General features: G+C 44.2%; 21 protein-coding genes and 1 tRNA gene. 10 read left to right on the top strand and 12 right to left on the bottom strand.

Going from position 1 to position 22,106, the window contains the following annotated elements:
- Positions 1-20 precede the first annotated feature (20 nt).
- The 5 genes from LZG72_RS08840 to LZG72_RS08820 all read right to left on the bottom strand — a co-directional run bounded on the left by LZG72_RS08840 (position 21) and on the right by LZG72_RS08820 (position 4,167).
- Positions 21-1,673, bottom strand: a complete 1,653-nt coding sequence (locus LZG72_RS08840) for a S41 family peptidase (RefSeq protein WP_233870373.1) — start codon at positions 1,671-1,673, stop codon at positions 21-23.
- Between the two features lie 6 nt (positions 1,674-1,679).
- Positions 1,680-2,096 (bottom strand): ribonuclease P protein component, encoded by a 417-nt coding sequence (gene rnpA, locus LZG72_RS08835; protein WP_233870370.1) that lies wholly within the window; start codon positions 2,094-2,096, stop codon positions 1,680-1,682.
- A gap of 94 nt (positions 2,097-2,190) precedes the next feature.
- Positions 2,191-2,349: a 50S ribosomal protein L34 gene (gene rpmH / locus LZG72_RS08830; protein ID WP_015813300.1), complete on the bottom strand. Its 159-nt coding sequence runs from the start codon at positions 2,347-2,349 to the stop codon at positions 2,191-2,193.
- A gap of 69 nt (positions 2,350-2,418) precedes the next feature.
- The gene (locus LZG72_RS08825) at positions 2,419-3,834 is read right to left on the bottom strand and encodes a hypothetical protein (RefSeq protein WP_233870367.1); all 1,416 of its coding nucleotides are present in this window, start codon (positions 3,832-3,834) and stop codon (positions 2,419-2,421) included.
- 260 nt (positions 3,835-4,094) lie between these two features.
- Positions 4,095-4,167 (bottom strand) — tRNA-Met (locus tag LZG72_RS08820).
- A gap of 184 nt (positions 4,168-4,351) precedes the next feature.
- Between LZG72_RS08820 and era the strand changes: the two genes are divergently transcribed.
- The 3 genes from era (at position 4,352) to LZG72_RS08805 (ending at position 7,353) form a co-directional block, all read left to right on the top strand.
- Positions 4,352-5,275 (top strand): GTPase Era, encoded by a 924-nt coding sequence (gene era / locus LZG72_RS08815; RefSeq protein ID WP_233870364.1) that lies wholly within the window; start codon positions 4,352-4,354, stop codon positions 5,273-5,275.
- Between the two features lie 61 nt (positions 5,276-5,336).
- Positions 5,337-6,647 carry a ribosome biogenesis GTPase Der gene (gene der, locus LZG72_RS08810; protein ID WP_233870361.1) on the top strand — a complete coding sequence of 437 codons (1,311 nt, stop codon included), beginning with the start codon at positions 5,337-5,339 and terminating at the stop codon, positions 6,645-6,647.
- A gap of 325 nt (positions 6,648-6,972) precedes the next feature.
- Positions 6,973-7,353, top strand: coding sequence for a hypothetical protein (locus LZG72_RS08805; protein ID WP_233870358.1), 381 nt, complete (start codon positions 6,973-6,975; stop codon positions 7,351-7,353).
- Between the two features lie 55 nt (positions 7,354-7,408).
- Here the strand turns inward: LZG72_RS08805 and LZG72_RS08800 are convergent, their stop codons facing one another.
- The 6 genes from LZG72_RS08800 to LZG72_RS08775 all read right to left on the bottom strand — a co-directional run bounded on the left by LZG72_RS08800 (position 7,409) and on the right by LZG72_RS08775 (position 13,669).
- A complete protein-coding gene (locus LZG72_RS08800; protein ID WP_233870355.1) occupies positions 7,409-8,245 on the bottom strand; it encodes a fumarylacetoacetate hydrolase family protein in 837 nt (278 codons plus the stop codon).
- Between the two features lie 116 nt (positions 8,246-8,361).
- Entirely contained in the window at positions 8,362-8,829 is a 468-nt protein-coding gene (locus tag LZG72_RS08795; RefSeq protein WP_233870351.1) for an RES family NAD+ phosphorylase, read from the bottom strand.
- Positions 8,830-8,840: 11 nt separating this feature from the next.
- Entirely contained in the window at positions 8,841-9,266 is a 426-nt protein-coding gene (locus LZG72_RS08790; protein WP_233870348.1) for an antitoxin Xre-like helix-turn-helix domain-containing protein, read from the bottom strand.
- Positions 9,267-9,317: 51 nt separating this feature from the next.
- A complete protein-coding gene (gene uvrA, locus LZG72_RS08785) occupies positions 9,318-12,182 on the bottom strand; it encodes an excinuclease ABC subunit UvrA (RefSeq protein ID WP_233870345.1) in 2,865 nt (954 codons plus the stop codon).
- 115 nt (positions 12,183-12,297) lie between these two features.
- Positions 12,298-13,086 (bottom strand): nicotinamidase, encoded by a 789-nt coding sequence (locus tag LZG72_RS08780; protein WP_233870342.1) that lies wholly within the window; start codon positions 13,084-13,086, stop codon positions 12,298-12,300.
- A 31-nt stretch (positions 13,087-13,117) separates the two neighbouring features.
- A complete protein-coding gene (locus tag LZG72_RS08775) occupies positions 13,118-13,669 on the bottom strand; it encodes a hypothetical protein (RefSeq protein WP_233870339.1) in 552 nt (183 codons plus the stop codon).
- A gap of 96 nt (positions 13,670-13,765) precedes the next feature.
- Here LZG72_RS08775 and LZG72_RS08770 point away from each other — a divergent pair, with 96 nt between their 5' ends.
- The 4 genes from LZG72_RS08770 to LZG72_RS08755 all read left to right on the top strand — a co-directional run bounded on the left by LZG72_RS08770 (position 13,766) and on the right by LZG72_RS08755 (position 18,207).
- Complete coding sequence (locus LZG72_RS08770; RefSeq protein WP_233870336.1) at positions 13,766-15,043, top strand: hypothetical protein; 1,278 nt, start codon at positions 13,766-13,768, stop codon at positions 15,041-15,043.
- Positions 15,044-15,118: 75 nt separating this feature from the next.
- Positions 15,119-16,105, top strand: coding sequence for a glycosyltransferase family 2 protein (locus LZG72_RS08765; RefSeq protein WP_233870332.1), 987 nt, complete (start codon positions 15,119-15,121; stop codon positions 16,103-16,105).
- 14 nt (positions 16,106-16,119) lie between these two features.
- Positions 16,120-16,878: a DUF5672 family protein gene (locus tag LZG72_RS08760; RefSeq protein WP_233870329.1), complete on the top strand. Its 759-nt coding sequence runs from the start codon at positions 16,120-16,122 to the stop codon at positions 16,876-16,878.
- Positions 16,879-16,968: 90 nt separating this feature from the next.
- Entirely contained in the window at positions 16,969-18,207 is a 1,239-nt protein-coding gene (locus LZG72_RS08755; protein ID WP_233870327.1) for an OmpA family protein, read from the top strand.
- Between the two features lie 114 nt (positions 18,208-18,321).
- Here LZG72_RS08755 and tpiA read toward each other — a convergent pair whose 3' ends face one another.
- Positions 18,322-19,083 (bottom strand): triose-phosphate isomerase, encoded by a 762-nt coding sequence (gene tpiA / locus LZG72_RS08750; protein ID WP_233870324.1) that lies wholly within the window; start codon positions 19,081-19,083, stop codon positions 18,322-18,324.
- A 298-nt stretch (positions 19,084-19,381) separates the two neighbouring features.
- Here tpiA and LZG72_RS08745 point away from each other — a divergent pair, with 298 nt between their 5' ends.
- From LZG72_RS08745 to lpcA, 3 genes are all read left to right on the top strand, one after another.
- Positions 19,382-20,650, top strand: a complete 1,269-nt coding sequence (locus LZG72_RS08745; RefSeq protein ID WP_233870321.1) for an aspartyl protease family protein — start codon at positions 19,382-19,384, stop codon at positions 20,648-20,650.
- Between the two features lie 32 nt (positions 20,651-20,682).
- Positions 20,683-21,339, top strand: a complete 657-nt coding sequence (mnmD, locus tag LZG72_RS08740) for a tRNA (5-methylaminomethyl-2-thiouridine)(34)-methyltransferase MnmD (protein ID WP_233870318.1) — start codon at positions 20,683-20,685, stop codon at positions 21,337-21,339.
- A gap of 68 nt (positions 21,340-21,407) precedes the next feature.
- The gene (gene lpcA, locus LZG72_RS08735; protein WP_233870315.1) at positions 21,408-22,001 is read left to right on the top strand and encodes a D-sedoheptulose 7-phosphate isomerase; all 594 of its coding nucleotides are present in this window, start codon (positions 21,408-21,410) and stop codon (positions 21,999-22,001) included.
- Positions 22,002-22,106: the final 105 nt, after the last annotated feature.

The raw sequence follows: 22,106 nt of genomic DNA, 5'->3' as shown, positions 1-22,106 counted from the left end.
GAATGGGACGGGCTGGAAAATTATTTCTTTTTCAGAATTTCGTTGTACCTGGCCGGTTCTTTAAAAAGCGCAATCGCAGCTTTTACTTCGGGATCTTCATTGAACGAAGCTTCCCGCATTCCTTTTTCAAGATAATAATGTTTGATGATCTCTTCTTCCAGGATTTTTTTGATTTCAGGTTTGAAAATCTGCAAATCGTTATCCTTACTGTGTGTCAGTTTTGATTTCAATGCTTTAAGTTGATCTTCAATTACTTCCAGCGATTTTTCTTTCTTTGCAGAAGCTTCAAGGTCATTCAGGTCACGTTCGACCTGAGTCGTGTAATCGTATTCTTTGTCACCAAGCCATTTGACAAAAGCAGCATAATCCGCATCTGTTATATGGAATTCTTTTGCCGGCTTAATGGTCGGATGTTCGAAATGATATTTGACCGCGAAGTCAAAGAAAAGCCGGTTGCGTCCCAGTGACGTAGCTAATGGAGAGTAAGTCTCTTTTTCTGTCAGAATATCGGGTAAAATTCCACCGCCATCGAAAACAGGTCTGCCATTATGTGTCTTAAATGCGGTCATGAGCGAATCCGGGATTTTACCAACACTTCCGTCGTCATTTCTGTGGCTATAATCAATTGCCTGAATGCATCTGCCACTGGGAATGTAGTATTTGGCAGTGGTGATTTTCATTTTTGTATTAAAAGAAAGATCCCGCGTAGTCTGCACCAAACCTTTCCCATATGTACGCTGACCGATCAATACGCCGCGATCATAATCCTGAATAACCCCTGAAACAATTTCTGCGGCAGAAGCACTGCGATTGTTTGTCAGTACTATAACCGGTATTTCGGTATCGAGAGCGGGATTGTACGCGGTATACGTTTTGTTCCATTCACTTACTTTTCCTTTAGTCGAAACAATCTCTTCTCCTTTGGCGATAAAAATGTTTGATATCTCAATCGCCATATTCAACAATCCACCCGGATTGTCCCGGAGGTCGAGAACGACTGACTTCATTCCTTTTGTTTTCAACTCCTGAAATGCATTACGAACTTCCCGGGAAGCTGTGGCTGTAAAGTCTTTAAGATCAATGTATCCGACAGACTCGTTGAGCATACCATAGTAAGGTACATTCGTGACCTTAACGATATCACGATTTAAGGTAATGTCGAGTGGTTTAGTAATACCATAACGTTTTACCGTAAGTGTCACGCTGGTCTGCGTCTGACCTTTCAGCAACTTCCCGGTGTCAAAGTCTTCTCGATCAGAAAGATTAATTCCATTGATTTTTGTGATTTCGTCACCCAGTTGCAGCCCCGCTTTCTGTGCAGGAGTTTCTTCATACACCATCATAACGGTATGCTTCCCATCGGCGGAATTGACGATCGCGCCAATGCCATTATACTTTCCGGTAGTCATGGTCATGTAATCCTCAATGTCATCTTCCGCGTAGTAAACCGTGTACGGATCCAGCGAACGCAGCATGTTGTCAATGCTGGTTTTGATGAGCAGATTAGGATTGATCTCATCCACATAATAAGCATTCAACTCCTTGAAAAGCGTTGCATATATGTCCAGGTTGCGGGCGATTTCGAACAGACGGTCATCCTGACGAAATGAGAAAAATGCCAGCCCGCCGAGAACAGGTGCAGCAAGCAAAATGGAGCGAAAATACTTTTTCATCTATGTTCAGGAATTAGATTGATTTTTCGAATGAGAGGCGGGCAACTTTTCAAGTCGTTTGAGTAACTGCTTCATTGCCGTTTCAATAACGTCATATGAAGTTATTTCTTTTGCCAGAAATAAAAAAGCAATGTAGGAAGGTCTTGAATCAATCGGCAATGAAAGGAGATTTTCTTTATTCAGCCGATAAGCTTCTTTGCAACGTCGCCGGATCAGGTTGCGGTCAACCGCCTTTTTGAACTGCTTTTTGGGAATGGAAAAAAGCACCTGGGGATGTGTGGGAGGGTTTTGCAGTTCGTAAACGTACAACACCCGAAAAGGAAAAAGGTAGAACGTGTGGACCTCCGTGCTACCTCTTTTAAAAACCCGTCCGATTAATCGGGGGTTACATAAACGCTCATTTTTACCAAATGTTTGTTTCAAGTTTCTTGTAGAAAAAATGTCTGATAAGTTTGAGAATTTCGAACTTATCAGACTATGAAAGACTAGGCGTCCTCTACAAACCTTAAAACCTGGATTATTGCTTGTGACGTTTTTCGTCAGAAACTGTTAATTTCCAACGGCCTTTTTTGCGACGGCCAGCAACTACTTTGCGACCATTGGCTGTTGACATTCTTTCACGGAATCCGTGCTTATTTCTCCTCTTGCGATTCGATGGTTGAAAGGTACGTTTCATCTCAGTATCAAATTATTGCGATATAATCTCTGTCGATCTCTAATTTTGGCTTGCAAAGGTAGACAAAAATTATTTATAGAAAAACTTTTTCTTAAAATACCACTCAGCACATCCATTGTTAACTTCCATGGATGCCCAGGCCGGATCCCACTCTTCTCCTGCAATCAGAATGGTGTAGGGGACATTTTTAAGTTTTGGTACGGTTACCTGCGCTTCTTTTGTATTGAGAACGAGTGCGGTGCGGGCAACCATTTCTTTGTTAAATCGGGCTGCGCGGCCAGTAAGCAAATCGGACCAGGCCGAGCGGTAATTGAAATTGCTCATATAAAGACTAAGAAAGTAAAGCCCCACAACCCAGCCCAGCGCACCGAGGTTTATAACTGGTGTGATGAGCCCTTTTTTTAATGCATAAAAGGTTAAAACAAATACATTAAATGTCCAGCCTATCAAAGTCCAGAAGTTTATCACGCATTGGCCGCGAAGATTAGGTGGCTCAGCAATAGACCAATACGACGGAAAATAGCTCAGATACAAACAGCCTGCAAAAACAAGCAGAGATAACGCCGGGTGAACGGAAAGAAAAACAAACTCACCTTCTTTTTTTGAATTATAAAGCTGACATGCAAATGGGATGAGGACCAGCGTCAGTACACATAATGCAGGCGCCATTTTCGAGAAATTATGCATTTCCCAGACAAAACTATTTTTGATCGCAAAAAGCAAATTGTACTTTAATGGCGTTGGGTAAAGCCCCGAATCGGCCCTGGCTGCATTTCCCGGTGCCGTCACAGAAAGAATACCGAATGCCAAAGCAATTAGGCATAAAATCAACAGCCTGGATTGCAGTTTTTTGTCAATAATACTTTTGAAAAAGAACAAGGAACCGGAAAGAATGACCAGCCATACGAGCGTATATTCATTCATTCCAACTAATAAGATAATTCCTACTGAAAGCAATGCGATATCCCTTGTGCTCAGCGTATTATAATGCCGGAAGAAATACGATAATAAATAAAGGGTGCCAATGTCAGCGATCGTGTAGTAGTAGCCAGTATACCAATAAAAGTAGCCGGCGACCGACGGCATTTCAGCTATAAAAACGAATAATAAGAGGAAGGCCAGTAATGTAGTTTGCCAGGCAGGAAACCTATTATTCGTAATTGCTTTCGCAAACGTGATGAACGCATGAACGTAAATTAATATCAGGATTGCCGGTGCAAGCTTGTAACCAAAGTATGATCCGTAAGTCAGAGGCTGGGTGGAAGATATCAGTGTGCCGATGTACCGCCCCGACCAGGTAAGCCAGTAGTGTTTTTGGTAAGCCCAGTAACCCATATCATTGACCGTCAGTGTGTGACAATAGTCATCTGTTGTGGGGAAGGTGAAGAATGAAAGTGCAATAAATGGGAGAAGGAGGATTGCGAAAGCAAGAACCAGCAGCTTCAGACGATTGTCCGGGCTCCTAAGCCAGGCAGAATTAATCATAGATAAGCATTTCGGTTGAATGTTGAACCAGATGTTCAAACATAAGATAATTTTTCAGACATAAAAAAAGGCCACTAACTTTCGATAGTGACCTTTCTGTGTAGCGGGAGCTGGACAGGATCGCCTGCCGCTCGAACCAACGACCTTTGGGATATGATCGCGAGTCGCACTCCGGAGCCGCGATCGGCCCCAACGAGCCATCGATTGCTTTATCCAGACAAGAAAAAAGGCCACTAACTTTCGATAGTGACCTTTCTGTGTAGCGGGAGCTGGACTCGAACCAGCGACCTTTGGGTTATGAGCCCAACGAGCTACCAACTGCTCCATCCCGCGGTGTCGTTGAATTGGAGTGCAAACATACGGGGATATCTCGCAAAAAACAACTTTTCTTGAAAAAATTTCTTCTATAAATATGAACCGGAGTGTGAGTCAGCGCATTATGAAATTGCAATTTCATGGCGGGAAAACCGTAGTTTTGCAGAATAATTAGAAGCGCAAGCTTTGAAATAGTAACAATATGGAAGAAAAACCGGAAGCAAATCCACCTTTACGGAATCAGCGGGCAGGCTTTGTCAGCATTATAGGCAGGCCGAATGTTGGTAAATCGACGCTCATGAATGTGCTGGTAGGTGAGAGAATGTCAATAATTACCTCAAAAGCGCAAACTACAAGGCATCGCATACTTGGTATCCTCAATGGAGTGTACGAAGACATCCCTTTTCAGCTCGTGTACTCCGATACGCCAGGTGTAATAAAGCCAGCCTACAAGCTTCATGATTCGATGATGACCTTTGTAAAAGGCTCACTCGAGGACGCAGACGTGGTTTTGTTTGTAGTAGAAGTAGGGGAGAAAGCCGCAGAACACGAGGTATTACCTTTGTTGAAACGAGCAGATGCGCCCGTTGTTCTTGTACTGAATAAGATCGATTTATCGAATGACGAGCAGGTAAAATCAAAAATGGCCGAGTGGGAAAATGAAATCAGTCCGGCTGCCATTGTACCTATATCTGCACTTGAGAATGCGAACATCGGAACACTGTTCGATGCTGTAATTACCCGCCTTCCATTTCATCCCAGGTATTTCGATGAGGATGAACTTACCGATAAACCCGAGCGTTTCTTCGCTTCCGAAATGATCCGCGAAAAGATTTTTCTGAATTACCGCCAGGAGATTCCATACAGCTCCGAGGTAGTGATTACGGAATTTAAGGAACGGGACGATATGATCGTGATCCGGGCTGAGATTCTCGTGGAACGTAAAAGTCAAAAGGGCATTATTATCGGAGAAAAAGGAGAAATGCTTAAAAAAGTAGGTATTCAGGCCAGGCAGGATCTGGAAGAATTTTTCGGAAAAAAGGTTTTTCTGGAACAACATGTGAAGGTAGAACCGGACTGGAGAAGCAAAGAAAACAAACTGCGTCAGCTGGGGTACCAGGAGTAAATTTAACAAACGAACGAAAAGTGGTCATTTTAAACCACTTGGATTACATTAATTTTAAGAAATGGCAAATATAATATCAATAGTAGGTCGTCCGAATGTGGGCAAATCCACATTGTTCAACCGACTTACTGAAAGCCGGAAGGCGATTATGGACAACCAAAGTGGCGTCACACGTGACCGTCATTATGGTTATGGTGAATGGACAGACCAGTATTTTACAGTAATAGATACCGGTGGTTATGTAGTCGGTTCAGACGATATTTTTGAAGGTGCGATACGTGATCAGGTAGAGCTGGCCATTGAGGAATCAACGGTCGTTTTGTTTATGGTGGATACCATGACGGGCCTGACGGATTTGGATAAGGATTTTGCAAATGTGCTGAGACGCTTTGATAAACCGGTTTATCTGGTTGCCAATAAAGCGGAAACAACCGAACGTTACCAATCGGCAGCCGAGTTTTACGAGCTGGGATTGGGGGATGAAATCTTCGCTATTTCAGCCCAAACCGGATTTGGAACCGGAGAACTTCTTGATAAAGTGATTAGTCACTTTGAAACTGCCGGTATCGAAAACCCGGAAGAAGGGATTCCGCGTATTGCGATTATGGGGAGACCTAATGTCGGCAAATCATCCTTTTTGAATGTGCTGACAGGAACAGACCGTAGTATTGTGACTGACATCGCAGGTACAACCCGGGACGCGATCCATACGCATTACAATGCATTCGGAATGGAGTTTATTCTCACGGATACTGCGGGTATAAGACGTAAGTCACGGGTTAAGGAAGATATTGAGTTTTATTCGACCCTGCGTTCGGTGAAAGCAATGGAAGAATCGGACGTATGCATTATCCTGCTCGACGCCACGCTCGGCCTCGAAGGACAGGATATGAACATCATCGGACAAGCAGACAAAGCGAAAAAAGGCATTGTAATCATGGTAAACAAGTGGGACCTGGTTGAAAAGGATTCTAAAACTGCCGACGCTTACAAGAAAGCCCTGATGGAGAAATTGGCACCGATGAATTACATGCCGATTATTTTTGCCTCCGTGGTTGAAAAGCAACGCATTCTTCAGGTAATGGAGAAGGCAATGGAAGTGTATAAGAACAAAACCAAAAAAATCACAACTTCGAAATTCAATGAAGTGATGCAGGCTGAAATTGAAAAATATCCGCCGCCGGCACATCGTGGTAAGTATATCAATATTAAATACATGATCCAACTTCCTACACCGTCGCCGACGTTTGTGTTTTTCAGCAGCAATCCAAAGCATGTGAAAGAGCCTTATCTGCGGTACCTGGAAAATAGGATACGTGAAAACTTCGATTTTTCCGGGGCTCCGATCACCATTTTCTTCAGAGAGAAGTAAAAAAGATCTAGTTGAATAGAAAACGCCAGGATCTGAGATCCTGGCGTTTTTCGTTTTATCGGCTGTCAATCCCACTTCAACACGTGAAAGTTGCAGTTCATCTTTTTTGTCTACCCAGCTGCAACCTTTTAAACTAAGTTTACATCTGTTAATCGAAACATAATGCCGCTTGCAACAAAGTGTGTGAAAAAAAATTTTTCATAATTTTTGTTAAAAACAAGGTACTATGTATTGCAAGATACCTAACAAAACATATATATTTGTAGGGTCAATTAGTTACAACAAATTCTGACTGGACTTTCTGAACGACTGAAAAATACAAGCCATGAAAACGATCAAGATTTTATTCATATTCACACTTTTAAGCCTTCATGCCGGAGCAACGGGTTATGTACATAACATGTTTGTCGCCCACAAAAAACTTCAGGCAGGAAAAGAAATTGGCATCGAGAAAGTAGTGGCAAAAAAAGCTGCTCCTGTGATGAAGGTAAAGAATGCGCAGGTTAAGCAGGCGTCATTTTTTAAGAACAGCCAAATTTCAGAAAGCATAACGCTTAATGAGCGTATGTTGAAAGAAGGCCCGGTTTCTTTCTTTACTAATGAGAAAGAAGAAGAAAGCGATGAATCAATGGTTTCAAAGCTGGTAAGTGTTGTACGCTGCGTGATCTACGCTTTTGTTGGAACACCTCACCTGGGCAATTCGTAACCATAACTTCTATTTATACTTAAAAAGCTGCGAGTGATCGCAGCTTTTTGTTTTTCTAACCTACTGTATTTGTGAGTGTTCCGATCGGTTCGATGGTGATGTGGATAATATCTTCCTTTTGAAGCGTAAAATCCGATGGCGGGATTATCCCCGTCCCGGTCATTAAGTAACAACCATGAGGGAAAGCCATTTCCCGGAAAAGATAGTGAAGAAGTTCGTCCGGTTTCCGTTTCATCTGGGACAATGTAACCTGTCCATTAAATACCTCCTCACCACTTCTGATAATGGACAGATCAATCAGCGTATCGTCACTTAAAGGATATTCGGGAACATACAAACAAGGTCCCAATGCAGCACTTCCTGTATAAGATTTAGCTTGCGGCAGATACAATGGATTTTCACCCTCAATACTTCGCGAACTCATATCATTCCCAATGGTATAACCAACCAAAACGCCTGATTGAGAAGCAAACAGTGTCAGTTCGGGCTCGGGAACATCCCAGGTAGAATCTCTTCTGATCCGCACAGTTCCATGATTTCCAACCACGCGCCATGCGGTTGATTTGAAAAACAATTCTGGCCTTTCTGCTTCATAGACGCGGTCATAAAAACTTCCGCCGCCAGCCTTTTCCGATTCTTCCATCCGGGCTGTGCGGCTTCTGAAATACGTTACTCCCGAGGCCCAGACCTCCTGAGAACCAATTGGCGCAAGAATTTCAGGCATTGGAAGGTCATCTGTGAATATCACGGGTATAAGGCTTTCGATCTGGAGTTCAAGCCAGTCGTAGAGGTCGTCGCGATTTACCACAACATCCCAATCACTTTCGTGCAAGCGATAAAAAACATCGTCGTTGTCAAGAATAATGCCATTTCCTGTTTTGTATAGCTTCATCGAATGTGGATTTGGTTTAGCACAATAAGTCTTTTGCGAGTTGTGTTTACTCAAAATAACTACGATGGCGACCCGTATTCGGGCTATTTGAATGCGTTCAACCCCAACGGAATGTGTTATTCAGCGTGCCACAACCGCGGATCAATCGGGATCCGTTCCTGGGAAACTAATGCGATGTCCGAAAAGAGCTTATGTTGCGGATGAATGATGATATTTTGTGAGAAAGGAACGATCACAGAGGGTAGTGAAACGGCAAGCACGTCCGGTTCAACCAGCCATTCTTTCAACCAGTATTGTGTACGTTCATAGCTTTTTGCCTGCCAGTAGCCGGGCATTTCTAACCTGGAATAAACGCGGATGTCGTCGGGGATTTTAATCGCTGATAACCAATATGTGGGCAAATCTTCATACCGCACACCGGGTGCATGTGCCAGCGTTTCAACAAGCCCAAGTTCCGCAGTGGATGTGGTATACAGTACACCGATACCTTTTGGGTTCCAGCGAGCACCGAATAGTCGGCTACCTTCTGCAGAGAGTGGTTGATTTCGGAATTTTTCCCGGATGATCCTGTATACGATGGGCATATCGGGAATGATCAGGCTGGTAAGCCATAATCCAAACGACCTAGTACGTCGTCAACTACGCCAAAGCCTGTAATCGTATCCATCAATTGAAGTGGGGATTGATCATTGAGCTCGGGGATCGCAGTTCGAAGCCAATTTCGAGCTACAATTTCACGACCTTCGAAACTATCCAGGGCGTGAATAATGATATTTCTCAATAGCAGCAACCGTTCTGAGGCTTCCGTCCCAAGTTTTTTGTCAGGTGCTATCCGGTGAAGGTTACGGGGCGTCATGCCCAGCACATATGCGATTTCATTATCGGTAAGGCCGACCAGCTTTGCGACTTCATCAGCAGCAGACCTTAAAACCCCCGCACGGGAAATGTTGATGACATTGAAGTCCGAGACGGGAGTTTTTCCGTATGGAACAAAATCTTCTTGAAAAATGCGCAAAGCCATAACACAAACATTAAGTGACCTATGTCACAAATGTATGTGACTTTCTTCGAATTATATCTTTCCCTTTAAAAATTCAGCCGTATAATTCCCGTCTATTTTCACCATTTCCTCCGGCGTGCCTTCGAATGTAAGATATCCGCCCCCATCGCCACCTTCCGGCCCGAGATCCAGGATCCAGTCGGCATTTTTAATGATTTCCAAATTATGCTCGATGATGATCACACTGTCACCTTGTTCGACTAATGCATTAATGGCCTTCAATAGTTTTTTAATATCGTGAAAATGAAGTCCGGTTGTAGGCTCGTCAAATATGAAAAGCGTTTTCCCTTTATTCGAAGAACCTTTGCCGAGGAAAGAAGCCAGCTTAACACGCTGGGCTTCACCGCCCGAAAGCGTGTTGGACGATTGGCCGAGACCCACATACCCTAAACCAACTTCCTGCAGAGGAAGTAATTTATCCGCCAGCTTTGGCTCCGACGATCTGAAAAACTCGATAGCCTCATCCACAGTCATATCCAGGATTTCAGCCACATCTTTATCCTGATACCGTACCTCCTGGATTTCCTGCTTAAAGCGTTTTCCATTGCAGCCCTCACAGGTCAGGTAAATGTCTGCCATAAACTGCATTTCAACTTTCACCTGGCCTTCACCCTGGCAAATTTCGCAGCGCCCGCCATCCACATTAAAAGAGAAGTGCGAAGGTTTGTACCCTCTGGCTTTGGAAAGAGGCAAATCCGACATCATTTGACGGATGTAATCGTATGCCTTAATGTAAGTAACCGGATTGGAGCGTGAAGATTTTCCAATTGGATTCTGATCGATCATTTCCACCGCTTCGATTCGATCGATACTGCCGGTGAGTTCATCAAATCTTCCCACTTCTTCACTGAATTCGCCTTTTACCCGCATTAATGCAGGATAAAGGATTTTCCGGATCAACGTGGATTTTCCCGAACCGCTCACACCGGTTACCACGGTGAGTGTATTGAGCGGAATTTTTACGTCAACTTCTTTGAGATTATTTTCTCTCGCGCCTTTTATTTCGAGATGGTGCAAAGATTTTCTCCGCGCTTTCGGCACTTCAATCGAATCGGTTCCGAGAAGGAAATTAAGAGTGTGCGATTTTACTTCCAGCTCTTCATTCCGATCGGTACTGCCATCGCGCAAGCCCTCGATATCTTCTTTATTCCCCTGAAAAACAACGTGTCCGCCACCAGTACCGGCTTCCGGGCCAATGTCGATGATCTGGTCGGCCGCGTGCATAACCTCTTCTTCGTGCTCGACCACGATGACAGTATTTCCAAGATCCCGCAACGATTGAAGTACTCCCACCAGTCGCTGCGTATCTCGGGGATGCAGACCAATGCTTGGCTCATCGAGAATATACATCGAGCCAACCAATGCACTTCCCAGTGAGGTAGCAAGCTTAATGCGCTGGAATTCCCCTCCGGATAAAGTACTTGTTAATCGGTTGAGGGTCAGATAGCCAAGTCCGACCCGATTCATGTAATCCAGCCGGGATTCGATTTCGGTCAGTACCCGTTTCGCAATTTGCCGGTCATGGTCACTGATTTCGAGGTTTTGGAAGAAAACGGATGCGTCCCGGATTGGCATTAACACCAGATCGGTAATGGATTTGCGTCCGACTTTCACGTAAGATGCATCTTTTCTCAGCCTCGACCCGCGGCAATCCGGACAGGTTGTGCGGCCGCGAAAACGCGAAAGCATCACGCGGTACTGGATTTTATGTGTTTGAGATTCCAGGTCGGCTACAAAGTCATTAATGCCCTGGAAATATTGGTTACCTGTCCAAAGCAATTCCTTTTGTTCGGTAGTAAGCTCCTTGTAAGGTCTGTGAATGGGATAATCAAACTTGATCCCATTGCGCACGAGGGGCACCAGCCATTCACTCATTTTCTCGGTACGCCAGGGAGCAATGGCACCTTCGTATACGGAAAGGTTTTTATCGGGAATGACCAGATCAGGATCTATACCCAGGATTTTACCAAAACCTTCACACCTTTTGCACGCACCATACGGATTGTTGAAACTAAAAAGGTTGACACTTGGCTCCTCGAATAACATGCCATCCAGCTCAAATTTATCCGAGAAAACACGCTTTTCCGCACCTACGATTTGCACGATGCAGACTCCTTCTCCTTCAAAAAAAGCCGTTTGAACAGAATCCGACAAACGGTACTGGGTATCTTCATCATCGTGCCTGATTCCGGCGCGGTCTATTAATATAAAAACCTGATTACCAGACTGTGAATAGTTATCCGGATTTTCAAGGATATCTTCAATGGCTACCGCCTCATCGTTCAAAACAATGCGGTTATAGCCTTTTGAAAGCAAAATCGTCAACTCTTCTGCCTGAGACCGGCCCTCGCGGATCAGCAATGGTGCAAGTACCAACACGCGGGTGCCCTCATCATGGCTCAACATGTAATTTACCACGTCGGTAACAGAATCTTTTCTGACCAAATCGCCCGAAATGGGAGAATGTGTGTGACCGATGCGGGCAAAAAGCAGTTTCAGATAATCGTAAATTTCCGTAGATGTACCAACCGTCGAGCGGGGATTGCGGGTGTTTACTTTTTGTTCGATCGCAATGGCGGGAGAAATACCTTTAATGTATTCCACCTCCGGTTTTTCCATTCTCCCCAAAAACTGCCGCGCGTAGCTGCTCAGGCTTTCCACGTACATGCGCTGACCTTCCGCAAAAAGAGTGTCAAATGCAAGCGATGATTTTCCCGAACCGGACAAACCGGTAATGACTACCAGCTTGTTGCGCGGAATTGCGACATCGACATTTTTTAAATTATTAACTCGGGCGCCTTTAATCAGAATGTATTGTCTCGGATCCAGATCGTCGAATTGGGAAGCCTCAATCCGAGGTACAGATAAATGCATCATAGAAAGTAATGAAGTGGATATCGCGTACAAGTTTGTAATGTACCGATCTTAATGCAAACCAAAAGTTGTGGTATTTAGTTTGGTCTGGCTGGTACGAAAAGACATGTGCAGCCGCTCAAATACTGACGGAATTCGCATTTAAAAAAGTCATCCCTTTTGCTTTGGCATCTTCAAAAATAGGATCTGCCAAATGCCCCCAGTTTGTCACGTCAGACATACAATCTGACAAGACAATGATCTTCGGAATGAGGCCTGTGGCGTATTTGAGAATCTGATTGATACTGGTCGCCACGCAATGCGAACGAGCTTCCCCGGCAATCAGGATCCGGTCAAATTCCGCCAGTTCAGCTAGAAATGCCTGATTAAGTGCTGTTTCCGGAGCATTTTCAACCGGTACCTGCGCTTTGAAGACTCCAAAATGCTCCGTTAATGGATGAATGCCTTTTGAAATCGCGGTGTAATCCCGGCCGGTCCGATGCGTCCACGCCAGAATAGATTCCATTAAAGTATCATCCAGGGAAGCGCCTTTTGAACCTACCAGACAATGTTCCGGCCAGATAAAATGCTTGAATTCACCCTGCTTTTCCAGGGTTTCAAGATATGTGAGCACGTATTCTTTTTCGTAGCGCGGAATCCATTTACCAGCTTTCACGGCAGCGGCAGTTATGAGCGTGAAAGGTGCGACACTATTGCCATTCCGATCCTCCCAAAACAATGGATGTGCAATGTCCAGAACCTTATGTGTGTCGAGCGTGACGAAAATACCGTCAATTTTCTCGCCGTCCAGCGCGATCAGCCTCGTAATGCGTTCGATATCCTTTTCTGCTCCCGGTACATACAATGTGCCCGAAGGATTGCAGAAATCAAATTGTGCATCGATGATCAACAGAGCCGTCTTCTTCATGAGTTTCGAAACATCAGGTTTCAGAGAATTTTTAGAAGTCAATTTGCTGCGGCAGGCCAAGCTGGCGCGCATACATTTTGGAACAAAGGCTGTAAACGAGACCTAACATCCGATTTACATCTTTCACGTAATCCACCCGATAATCCTCGCCCAGCTTTTCGACATTATTCAGAATGGTCTGCGCCTTTTTGGCAATGTATAAAGCACAGGTATCTGCCCGTGAAGAGTATGTTTTTAAAATATCCGGATATCTTTCAAGAAATGTGTTGATCATGAATAAGCTAAGTTCAATGCCGCCTATTTTGTCTTTTGTCACTTTTACATGATAAGCAATGTCGCCGCTCAGATTTCGAAGGTCCATTAAAATCCAGCCGGGCGTATTCTGGTTGAATTTCGAAGTCCGGACAATGGTCGCCATGATATCTTCCCGCCGCTCAGGTATGGTCGAGCTATCTTCAATCAGTTCAAAATGGAGCCTGTCGGTCAGCGTTTTATCCTTGGTGATAAGCCTGAGTAATAATTTATCCTTTTCTTTGGAAGGCATCTGGATAATCGCCTTTTTAAGCTGATCTGGTAAGGCCATTCAAATGCATTTTTGGTAACTTTGCCCTGATTCCATCTATCTCAATGTTCCATAAAGAAGTCAGAAACCGTCGGGTTTTTGACAAAAATATCAGATATGGCTAAATTTATTCCAATAGGTTTAAGCATCGCTCTATTTTTAATCTTTTTATTAACACTCTTTCAAAATGCACTCAACGCGCCGTCTTTCGACGATTACGACACCACTATAAACTTCATCCGACGGTTTTTTTTTGAAAACCATTCCATTGAGATTAGGCAAGACATTCTCCTCAGCCGGCACAATGAACACCGGATTCTGTTCTCCAAAATAGTCGCGGCGAGCTACTACTATCTGTTTCATCAAATCAGTTTCAGGAATCTCGTACTTCTTCAAAACCTGATGCTCCTCGGATTTTATGTACTGACACTCAATTTATTAAAAAGAAACAACCTGCTTTCCCCGGAGACAATACTCTGGGTAACCCTATTCACATTTAGTCTGGCTTTCTGGCAGGTCACATTTTACTACTGGGGAGGAATTCAGCATTATACGGTAATTTTCTTCTCAATTCTGAGCCTCATCTCTCTTGATCGGGCCCGCGATGTGCGCAGTGCAGCATTTATAATAGCGCTATTCTCAGTTGTTTTTGGAGTTTTATCTTTTGGTAACGGGTTCATTGCGTTGGTGTTGGGAGGTTTTATCCTTATCGTTCAGAAAAAATGGCGAATGTTAATCGCCTGGACCCTAGTAGCTTGTTTGCTTCTTTTTTACACCTTCTTTTCAGATCCTGCGGCTGTGACCAGGAATGTAGTGGCAATCAACCCGGAATGGGTGGTTCGTTTATTGTTCACGTTTCTTGGAAGTTGTTTATATATGAACCCGGCACAAGGGCAGTATTTCAATATCATCGTATGTATGTTTGCAGGGTTTTTGGTACTACTGGGCTGGATATGGCTATTTTTCAATGGTTACGCATTTAAAAATCCCCTTTTCTATTGCTTGCTGTCCCTGCCCGTACTTACAGGAATAATTGTTGCGATTGCACGGTTTGAAACGAAAGCAGCGGGTGGAGTCGCGCCGAGATATATGTTTTTCACAAGCCTCATTCCCATATTTGTAGTAATGGTGCTACTAGATATGAAGCTGCTGAAAACCAAACATTTACGGGTTTTATGTGGTGCGGGACTTGCATTGTGGTCGGTGGTTTTTTACAATAATCACCGTGCTGTTGTGGACTCAAACGCGGAGATCGTTGCGACAATTAATAAATGGGAGAAAGATCCGCATACACCTTTGATCTATTACCAGCAAACGGAAGAATATTCAGAAATAATGACGTGGGCGGTAAAACATAACGTCGTCAGTATTCCAAAGGGGAAGAATAACCAATGAATCTAAGTGAAAAGGGCATTACGTTTTGCGAAACGCATGCCTTAAATGTTAAATTGCGCGAGTTAATTAAATCTTATGCACATTTTGGTTTCAGTAGCGATGTGCACTTACAACGGAGCGGAATTTTTGTCTGAGCAGTTGAAGAGCATTGCTGATCAGACAGTTGAGGTTGATGAGTTGATAGTGTGCGATGACAGGTCAAAGGATAACACGATTGAGATTCTTAAGTCCTTTGCGGCGACAAGCAAATTTCCAGTTCATATTCATGTGAACGAGCAAAATCTGGGCTCCACAAAAAACTTCGAGAAATGCCTGTCTTTGTGCCAGGGTGAAATTATTTTTTTATCTGATCAGGATGACCGGTGGAGAGAGGACAGGGTCGAAAAGCAACTCAGTTATCTGAATGCCAAGCCGGAGGTGGATGCTGTTTTTTCTGACGGGATGATGATGGACGACGATTCGAAACCCATTGGGCGTACCATTTGGCAGGAAATCGAATTTGATGTGAAAAGCCAGAATAAATGGAAAAGAGGAAAACCGCATGAAATTTTATTTAATGGGTTTGTCGTGACCGGAGCCACCCTGGCTATCCGAAAATCTTGTCTCGAAAGACTTATGCCGTTTCCTACGCATGTTCCGGATTTAATCCATGATGCCTGGATCGCGATGGTTTTGAGTCTGCAGAATAAAATCGATTTCATAGCCGATACGCTGATCTGGTATCGTATGCATGCCAGTCAGCAGGTAGGTTTCGGAGCAAAAGTGGAAAAAGTGCAGTTGAAGGACCGTTTCGTCCGGGACCGCAAGTTGAAGCTGGTTCCATTGGAAGAGAAGGCGCACAAATTGAATGAGATGTACCTGTTGCTGCGAGCAATCGGATTTGTGCCGCGTGAAAAGCTTATAAAGCTATATCTGGCCCAAAAGCACTTTTACAGGCGCGCCTCACTTCCCGAAAGACGGTATCAGCGTCTAAATCCGATCGTAAACCAGCTCGTGCGAGGATATTACCGTTTCAGCAGCAAAGACTGGTGGTTGCCTGCAATCGGAGATTTATTGGAATAAATGAAAAGTCAAGCGTGAAACGTAACGAAAGCGATCCGACTGTAGCCGTCGTCATTCCGGTTTATAAGTCAAGCCTGACCGAATATGAGGAGATTTCGCTCGCGCAATGCGTGAGCGTTTTGTCCGATTACCCAATAAAAATCGCGAAGCCGCGCGGATTAACGCTCGATTCCATCCTGGCAAAATACCCAAACATCGAGCTCGTTTCCTTCGACGATCATTGTTTTAAAGGAATTGATGCATATAATAAATTGCTCATTTCAATTGACTTCTACAAAGCATTTGAGCAATATCAATACATACTGATTTACCAGCTGGACGCATTTGTTTTTCGGGACGAGCTCCTCGACTGGTGTAAAAAAGGATATGATTACATTGGAGCGCCTTCATTTCATCATGAGGAATTCGATGCGCTGCCTGCCGGGTCACATTCTGTTTTTGAAAATGCCTTAAAGAACCGTCGTTTTGTATTGAATGGCGGACTTTCCCTTCGTCGCATTCCGGCTTTTATCCGTTATCTGAAAATATTAAATACCTTTTACCCTGCCTGGACAGGAAATGAGGATATGCTTTTCTCGCAGGAAGCAACCCGGCTCATTCCAATGAAAATGTTCATGAAATTGCCATCCTGGCGCGACGCACTGCGGTTCTCATTTGAAAAAAGTCCGGCTGCCACCTACGAGCTGACCAAGCATCAACTGCCTTTCGCCTGCCATGCCTGGGAGCGTTACGATCCCGCATTCTGGGCGCGTTTTATTCCTGATGTTCAGTAGGTTACGGTACTTTAACAATTTTTAACAAACTATGAGGATCTTTCGGGCGTTCTTGCAATTGTTTTGTTAAATATTAATAATTCTAAGATCATGAATTTCAAGTTGCTATTGGCATTTTTTACTGCCATCGTATTTTCATTAAATACCAGCTTCGGACAAATTACTGATAACCCCAAAGTCGAAGAACAGTCTGCGCCTTACGTAAAAATAAAAAAGGTGGAACTCACTGATTCTTACACCATTGTTTACCTGGAATTTACGGAGAAGGGTAGTAGTCAGTCGATTCCCCGGTCGCTTCCTTTTCCACTCCCGGATCAGCAGTTCCCTGACCAAAAACAGAAATCGATCGGTAATCAGATCTGGCTGGATCCCGAAACCCGGCTGTATAAACCCGGTGAGATCGAGAAGAAATTCAAGCTGATTAAAGCCGAAAATATACCGACTGCGGCGAAAAGGGAAGTAAGCAGTGGAGAGAAGGTCAATTTTGTGGCTTATTTTGAAAGACTTACACCCGGTATCGAAGAGTTTGACTTTTACGAAGGCCGGAGTTCCCAGGGATCTCAATCCTGGAATTTTTATGGCGTTCATATTAAAAATCCGCTGAAAAAAACGGCAACAGGTACTGCGAAAGCCGCTCCGAAAAACATCCCGCCCATTAAAAAGCCGGTTGAAGAAAAGCCCGCGGAAAAAGTGAAGGAACCTGTTGCGGAGAAAGCACCAACAGGAATGGCGGTGATTAGAGGGACTGTATATAATGCAAAAACAAAAAAGCCGATCCCGGCGGAGATCTCATATCAGGAAAAAGGAGATACGTTGCAAGTAAGATCGTCGTCCGGCAAGTACCGCATTGGACTGGACCCTTCCGAGAAGTATGACCTTCGTGTTGTTGCAAAAGGATATTACGGCTCGTCATTTAGCATAACACCTGGCGATTCTACTGGTGAGAATGCATTTGATCAGGATTTTTATCTGAACCCCCTGGCAGTAGGCGAGGCCATCGTACTTCCGAATATTTACTTCGAAACTTCAAAGTTTACATTGCTGCCTGAATCTTACTCCGAGCTGAACAGGTTGGTTTCCATGATGCAGGAAAATCCGGGCATCCGCATCCGGGTGGAAGGCCACACCGACAATGTAGGTGATTTTGACAAAAACCTGGAACTGTCGAGGCAACGTGCAGAATCGGTCAAAACATACCTGACTGAAAAAGGTATTGAGACTGAACGCATTGAAGCAAAAGGCTACGGAGGAACCCGCCCGCTGACAAAGGGAAGCGAAGAAGAACGCAAGAAAAACCGCCGGGTGGAATTTGTCGTTACGCAGATGTAGCGGTGTCACCTTGAATACTTGTCACCCTGAGCGGAGTCGAAGGGGCGCTACTCAGCTAGGATAACGCCCCTTCGACTCCGCTCAGGGTGACAAAGTTGTTAAGAGTGACGAGTCTCACCTCGCCTTAATAATATTCGTAAACTCCCTCGATTTCAGAGAAGCTCCTCCTACCAGGCCGCCGTCGATATCCGGGCTGGCGAAAAGTTCGGGTGCACTTGCAGCAGTAACACTTCCACCGTATAAAATCGAAATTTCGTCAGCAACAGACGCACCGTACTTCGAAGCGATGTGTTCACGTAATGCTTTATGCATTTCCTGTGCTTGCTCAGAACTGGCTGTCAGGCCGGTTCCAATGGCCCAGATCGGTTCATATGCAATGATTACGGAAAGCAATTGTTCCTCTGTTAAATGGAAAAGACTTTCTGTGATCTGGTTTTTCACGAACCCGATAAAATCTTCATTTTGTCTCTGGTCGAGCGATTCGCCGCAACAGAAAATAGGCGATACGCCATAAGCCAGCGCAGTATTTACCTTCTCCGCAAGAAGCGCATTTGTCTCATTAAAATACTGGCGACGCTCGCTGTGTCCTATCAGCACATATTCAACACCGATCGATTGCAGCATTTGTGCCGAAATCTCACCTGTAAATGCGCCTGAAACCTTATCCGAGCAATTTTGTGCAGCGAGTGAAAAATTGGGAGAATCTTCGATATATTTTTTAATCGTGGTAAGGTAGATGGCAGGCGGGCAGAGGATGATTTTAGCATCGTTTGTGACTTCATCTTTGGCCATATTTACCAATTCAGATGTCAGCGCAACTGCTTCATCCATAAGCTTGTTCATCTTCCAGTTACCGGCAACAATTTTTTTTCGCATGAGAAAATTTTTATTGTGAAAAAAGGTCTTTTTACGCAACAAAATTACCATATTTTCATCATTTGCATGATTAAACATAAATGATAAATAAAATGTCAAAAAGTTTTTACATATAAAGATTTTTTTGTGTTTAATTGAGGCAAAATGCGTTAATTTTACTTATTAACCGATAAGGTGATTTTTGATACTTAGGTGTACACAAAAGATAATAAAGACAGAGTTTAGCCATTTATGATCAGCGTGTTATGTGTAATTTGTGAGAGATTTGATTCATAGCATTTAAAGAAAGGAGGCCACGATGAAAACGTCTAAGTGGTTATTTTTAGCGACAACACTTTTTACCACCAGCTTTACATTCGCCAATACCCCCGACATTCCCAAGGTTTCAGAGGAGAGATACGGGTACTTTTTAGAAAAAAACCGCAAAACGACACGCATACCATTCGAGCTGCATTCAAACCTGATTTTGTTGTATGCCAAGATCAATGAAACCGACTCGCTGCGGTTTATCCTGGACACCGGAGTAAGCTCCATTATCATTACAGATCCCTACATTTTAAAGCCCGACAAACTTCGTTTAACACGGAAAGTAAACCTTACTGGTGCTGGCGAAGGAAAGTCCATTTCGGCGCATGTTGCCATCGACAACCGGTTTGAAATGGGCAGGCTGCGGGCCAATCACCAGAATATCGTTGTTTTAGAAGAAGATTTCCTCAGACTTTCGGAATATGTGGGCGTTCCCGTTCATGGCATTTTTGGTTATGAGATCTTCAACAATTTTGTGGTAACCATCGACTTTTCAAGAAAAGAACTGATCCTGATGGCTCCCGACAAATACCGTTACAAGACGAGCAAAGGCGATAAACATCCATTGATCATCGAGGATACTAAACCGTTTACAGACGCGGTGACACTGTTTGCGGATGGTCGGGAACATCCGATCCGGGTTCTGATCGACACAGGTGCAGGTCATGCATTACTGCTCAACAATACGAAAAAAGAATCTTTCCGTTTGCCTGAAAAAGTAATCCGTGCGCAGCTCGGCCGGGGTTTGAATGGGGTAATAAACGGAAACCTGGGGCGAATTGACCGGCTGCGGCTAGGCCGGTTCGAAATGGATAACATCGTTGCTTCGTTTCCTGACAGCATTTCGTTCGGCTCCAAGTTGCGCGCCGGAACAGAACGTCAGGGGAATATCGGTTGCGAACTTCTGCGCCGGTTTAAGGTCACGATGAATTATCAGGACCGTTACATGGTTTTGAAACCGATCAAAAGCCGTCTTCGTGAGAAGTTCGAACACGACATGAGCGGGATGGAAATTCGCGCCGAGGGCAGAGATTTCCATTCATATATTGTGAACCATATACAAGATGATTCGCCGGCTTCACGGGCCGGGTTAATGGAAGGTGACCAGCTACTGTTCATCGACGATCATGCCGCCTCCGATCTGAATGTGACGGATATTTACAAACTGATGCAGCGAGGAGACGGTAAGAATATTGATTTGCTCGTAAAACGCAAAGGAGATATTTTCTTCACCCAGCTTACACTGAAAAGAATGATTTAGTTACTTTTAAGCCAAACTAAAATCAGGCTTGATTGGAACGCCTTATTGTAACCGAAGACGGCTCACATTCTCTGTTCAGCCCGCAGTTTAACCAGCAGTATCATTCTTTACAAGGTGCTTTGATTGAATCGGAGCACATTTATATCGATCTTGGATTAAGACCTCTTTTGGAAAACGCCTCGGAACCCGTCAAGGTTTTTGAGATGGGTTTCGGGACAGGTCTTAATGCTTTTCTAACCTGGAAACTGGCGGATTCTCTTCAACAGCCCGTTCAATTTAAAACTGTGGAAGCATTTCCGGTTACATTGGAAGAAGCCGGAGCGTTGAATTACGAAACCTTACTGAATGCATCCGGTTTCCTGCAGCTTCATGACAGTCCGTGGTCGGAACCCCATCATCTCTCGGAATATTTTATTTTCCAAAAAGAGCATACGTTGCTCGAACATTTCACGTCTGATGTAATGCATGATGTGATTTTCTATGATGCATTTGATCCGCGGGCGCAGCCAGAACTCTGGACTGCAGAAATATTTTCTAAAATAGCGGCCTTAACACGTCCCGGCGGGGTATTAGTTACCTATTCGTCCAAAGGAATTGTAAAAAGAGCATTACGGGCAGCAGGCTTTTCGGTGGAAAGGCATAAAGGCCCTGGCCGGAAAACACACGTTTTGAAAGCCATCAAAACCTGAAAACAGGCGTCCGTCTTAAACTGCGCACGATTTTTATAAACCGATTTTCCGAGATACGTTATCTAAATATGACCTACCAAAATATCATCAGCCAGGAATTACTGGAAGCCCAGAGTGTCCTTGATCAATTTCTTAAAGATCCTGTCCAGATTGAGAAAATTGAAAAAGCGGCAGGAATAATGGCCGACGCGATCCTGAATAATGGAAAAATCATCTCTTGCGGAAATGGCGGCTCGCATTGTGACGCCATGCATTTTGCGGAGGAACTGACCGGAAGATACCGGGACAACCGGCGGGCATTGCCAGCCATCGCGATCTCGGATGTAAGTCATTTAAGCTGCGTCAGCAATGATTTTGGCTATGAGTATGTATTCTCAAGATATCTTGAAGCATTGGGACAGCCAGGCGATGTATTGCTTGGACTGAGTACCAGTGGAAATTCTGAAAATATCATCCGGGCTGTAGAAGTTGCAAGAGCCAAAGGCATGAAAGTGATTATCATGTCTGGAAAAGATGGTGGTAAACTGGGAGGATTGGCCGATATTGAAATCCGCGTCCCGCATTTCGGCTACGCCGACCGGATCCAGGAAATACACATTAAGGTAATCCACATTTTCATGCTCCTGATCGAGAAAATGGTACTGGGGAATGGGGAGTTGTAGGTACTTGGGCGTTTTATTGTCATTTGTAGTCAAGGGTAGTCATTTATTGTCATTTGTAGTTTGGGATTGTTTGATATTGTTCGGGTTGGTTCGGAATTGTTCAGT

Source organism: Dyadobacter sp. CY323, from assembly GCF_021390245.1.
Lineage (GTDB): Bacteria > Bacteroidota > Bacteroidia > Cytophagales > Spirosomataceae > Dyadobacter.
This window is presented reverse-complemented; position numbering and strand designations above follow the sequence as displayed.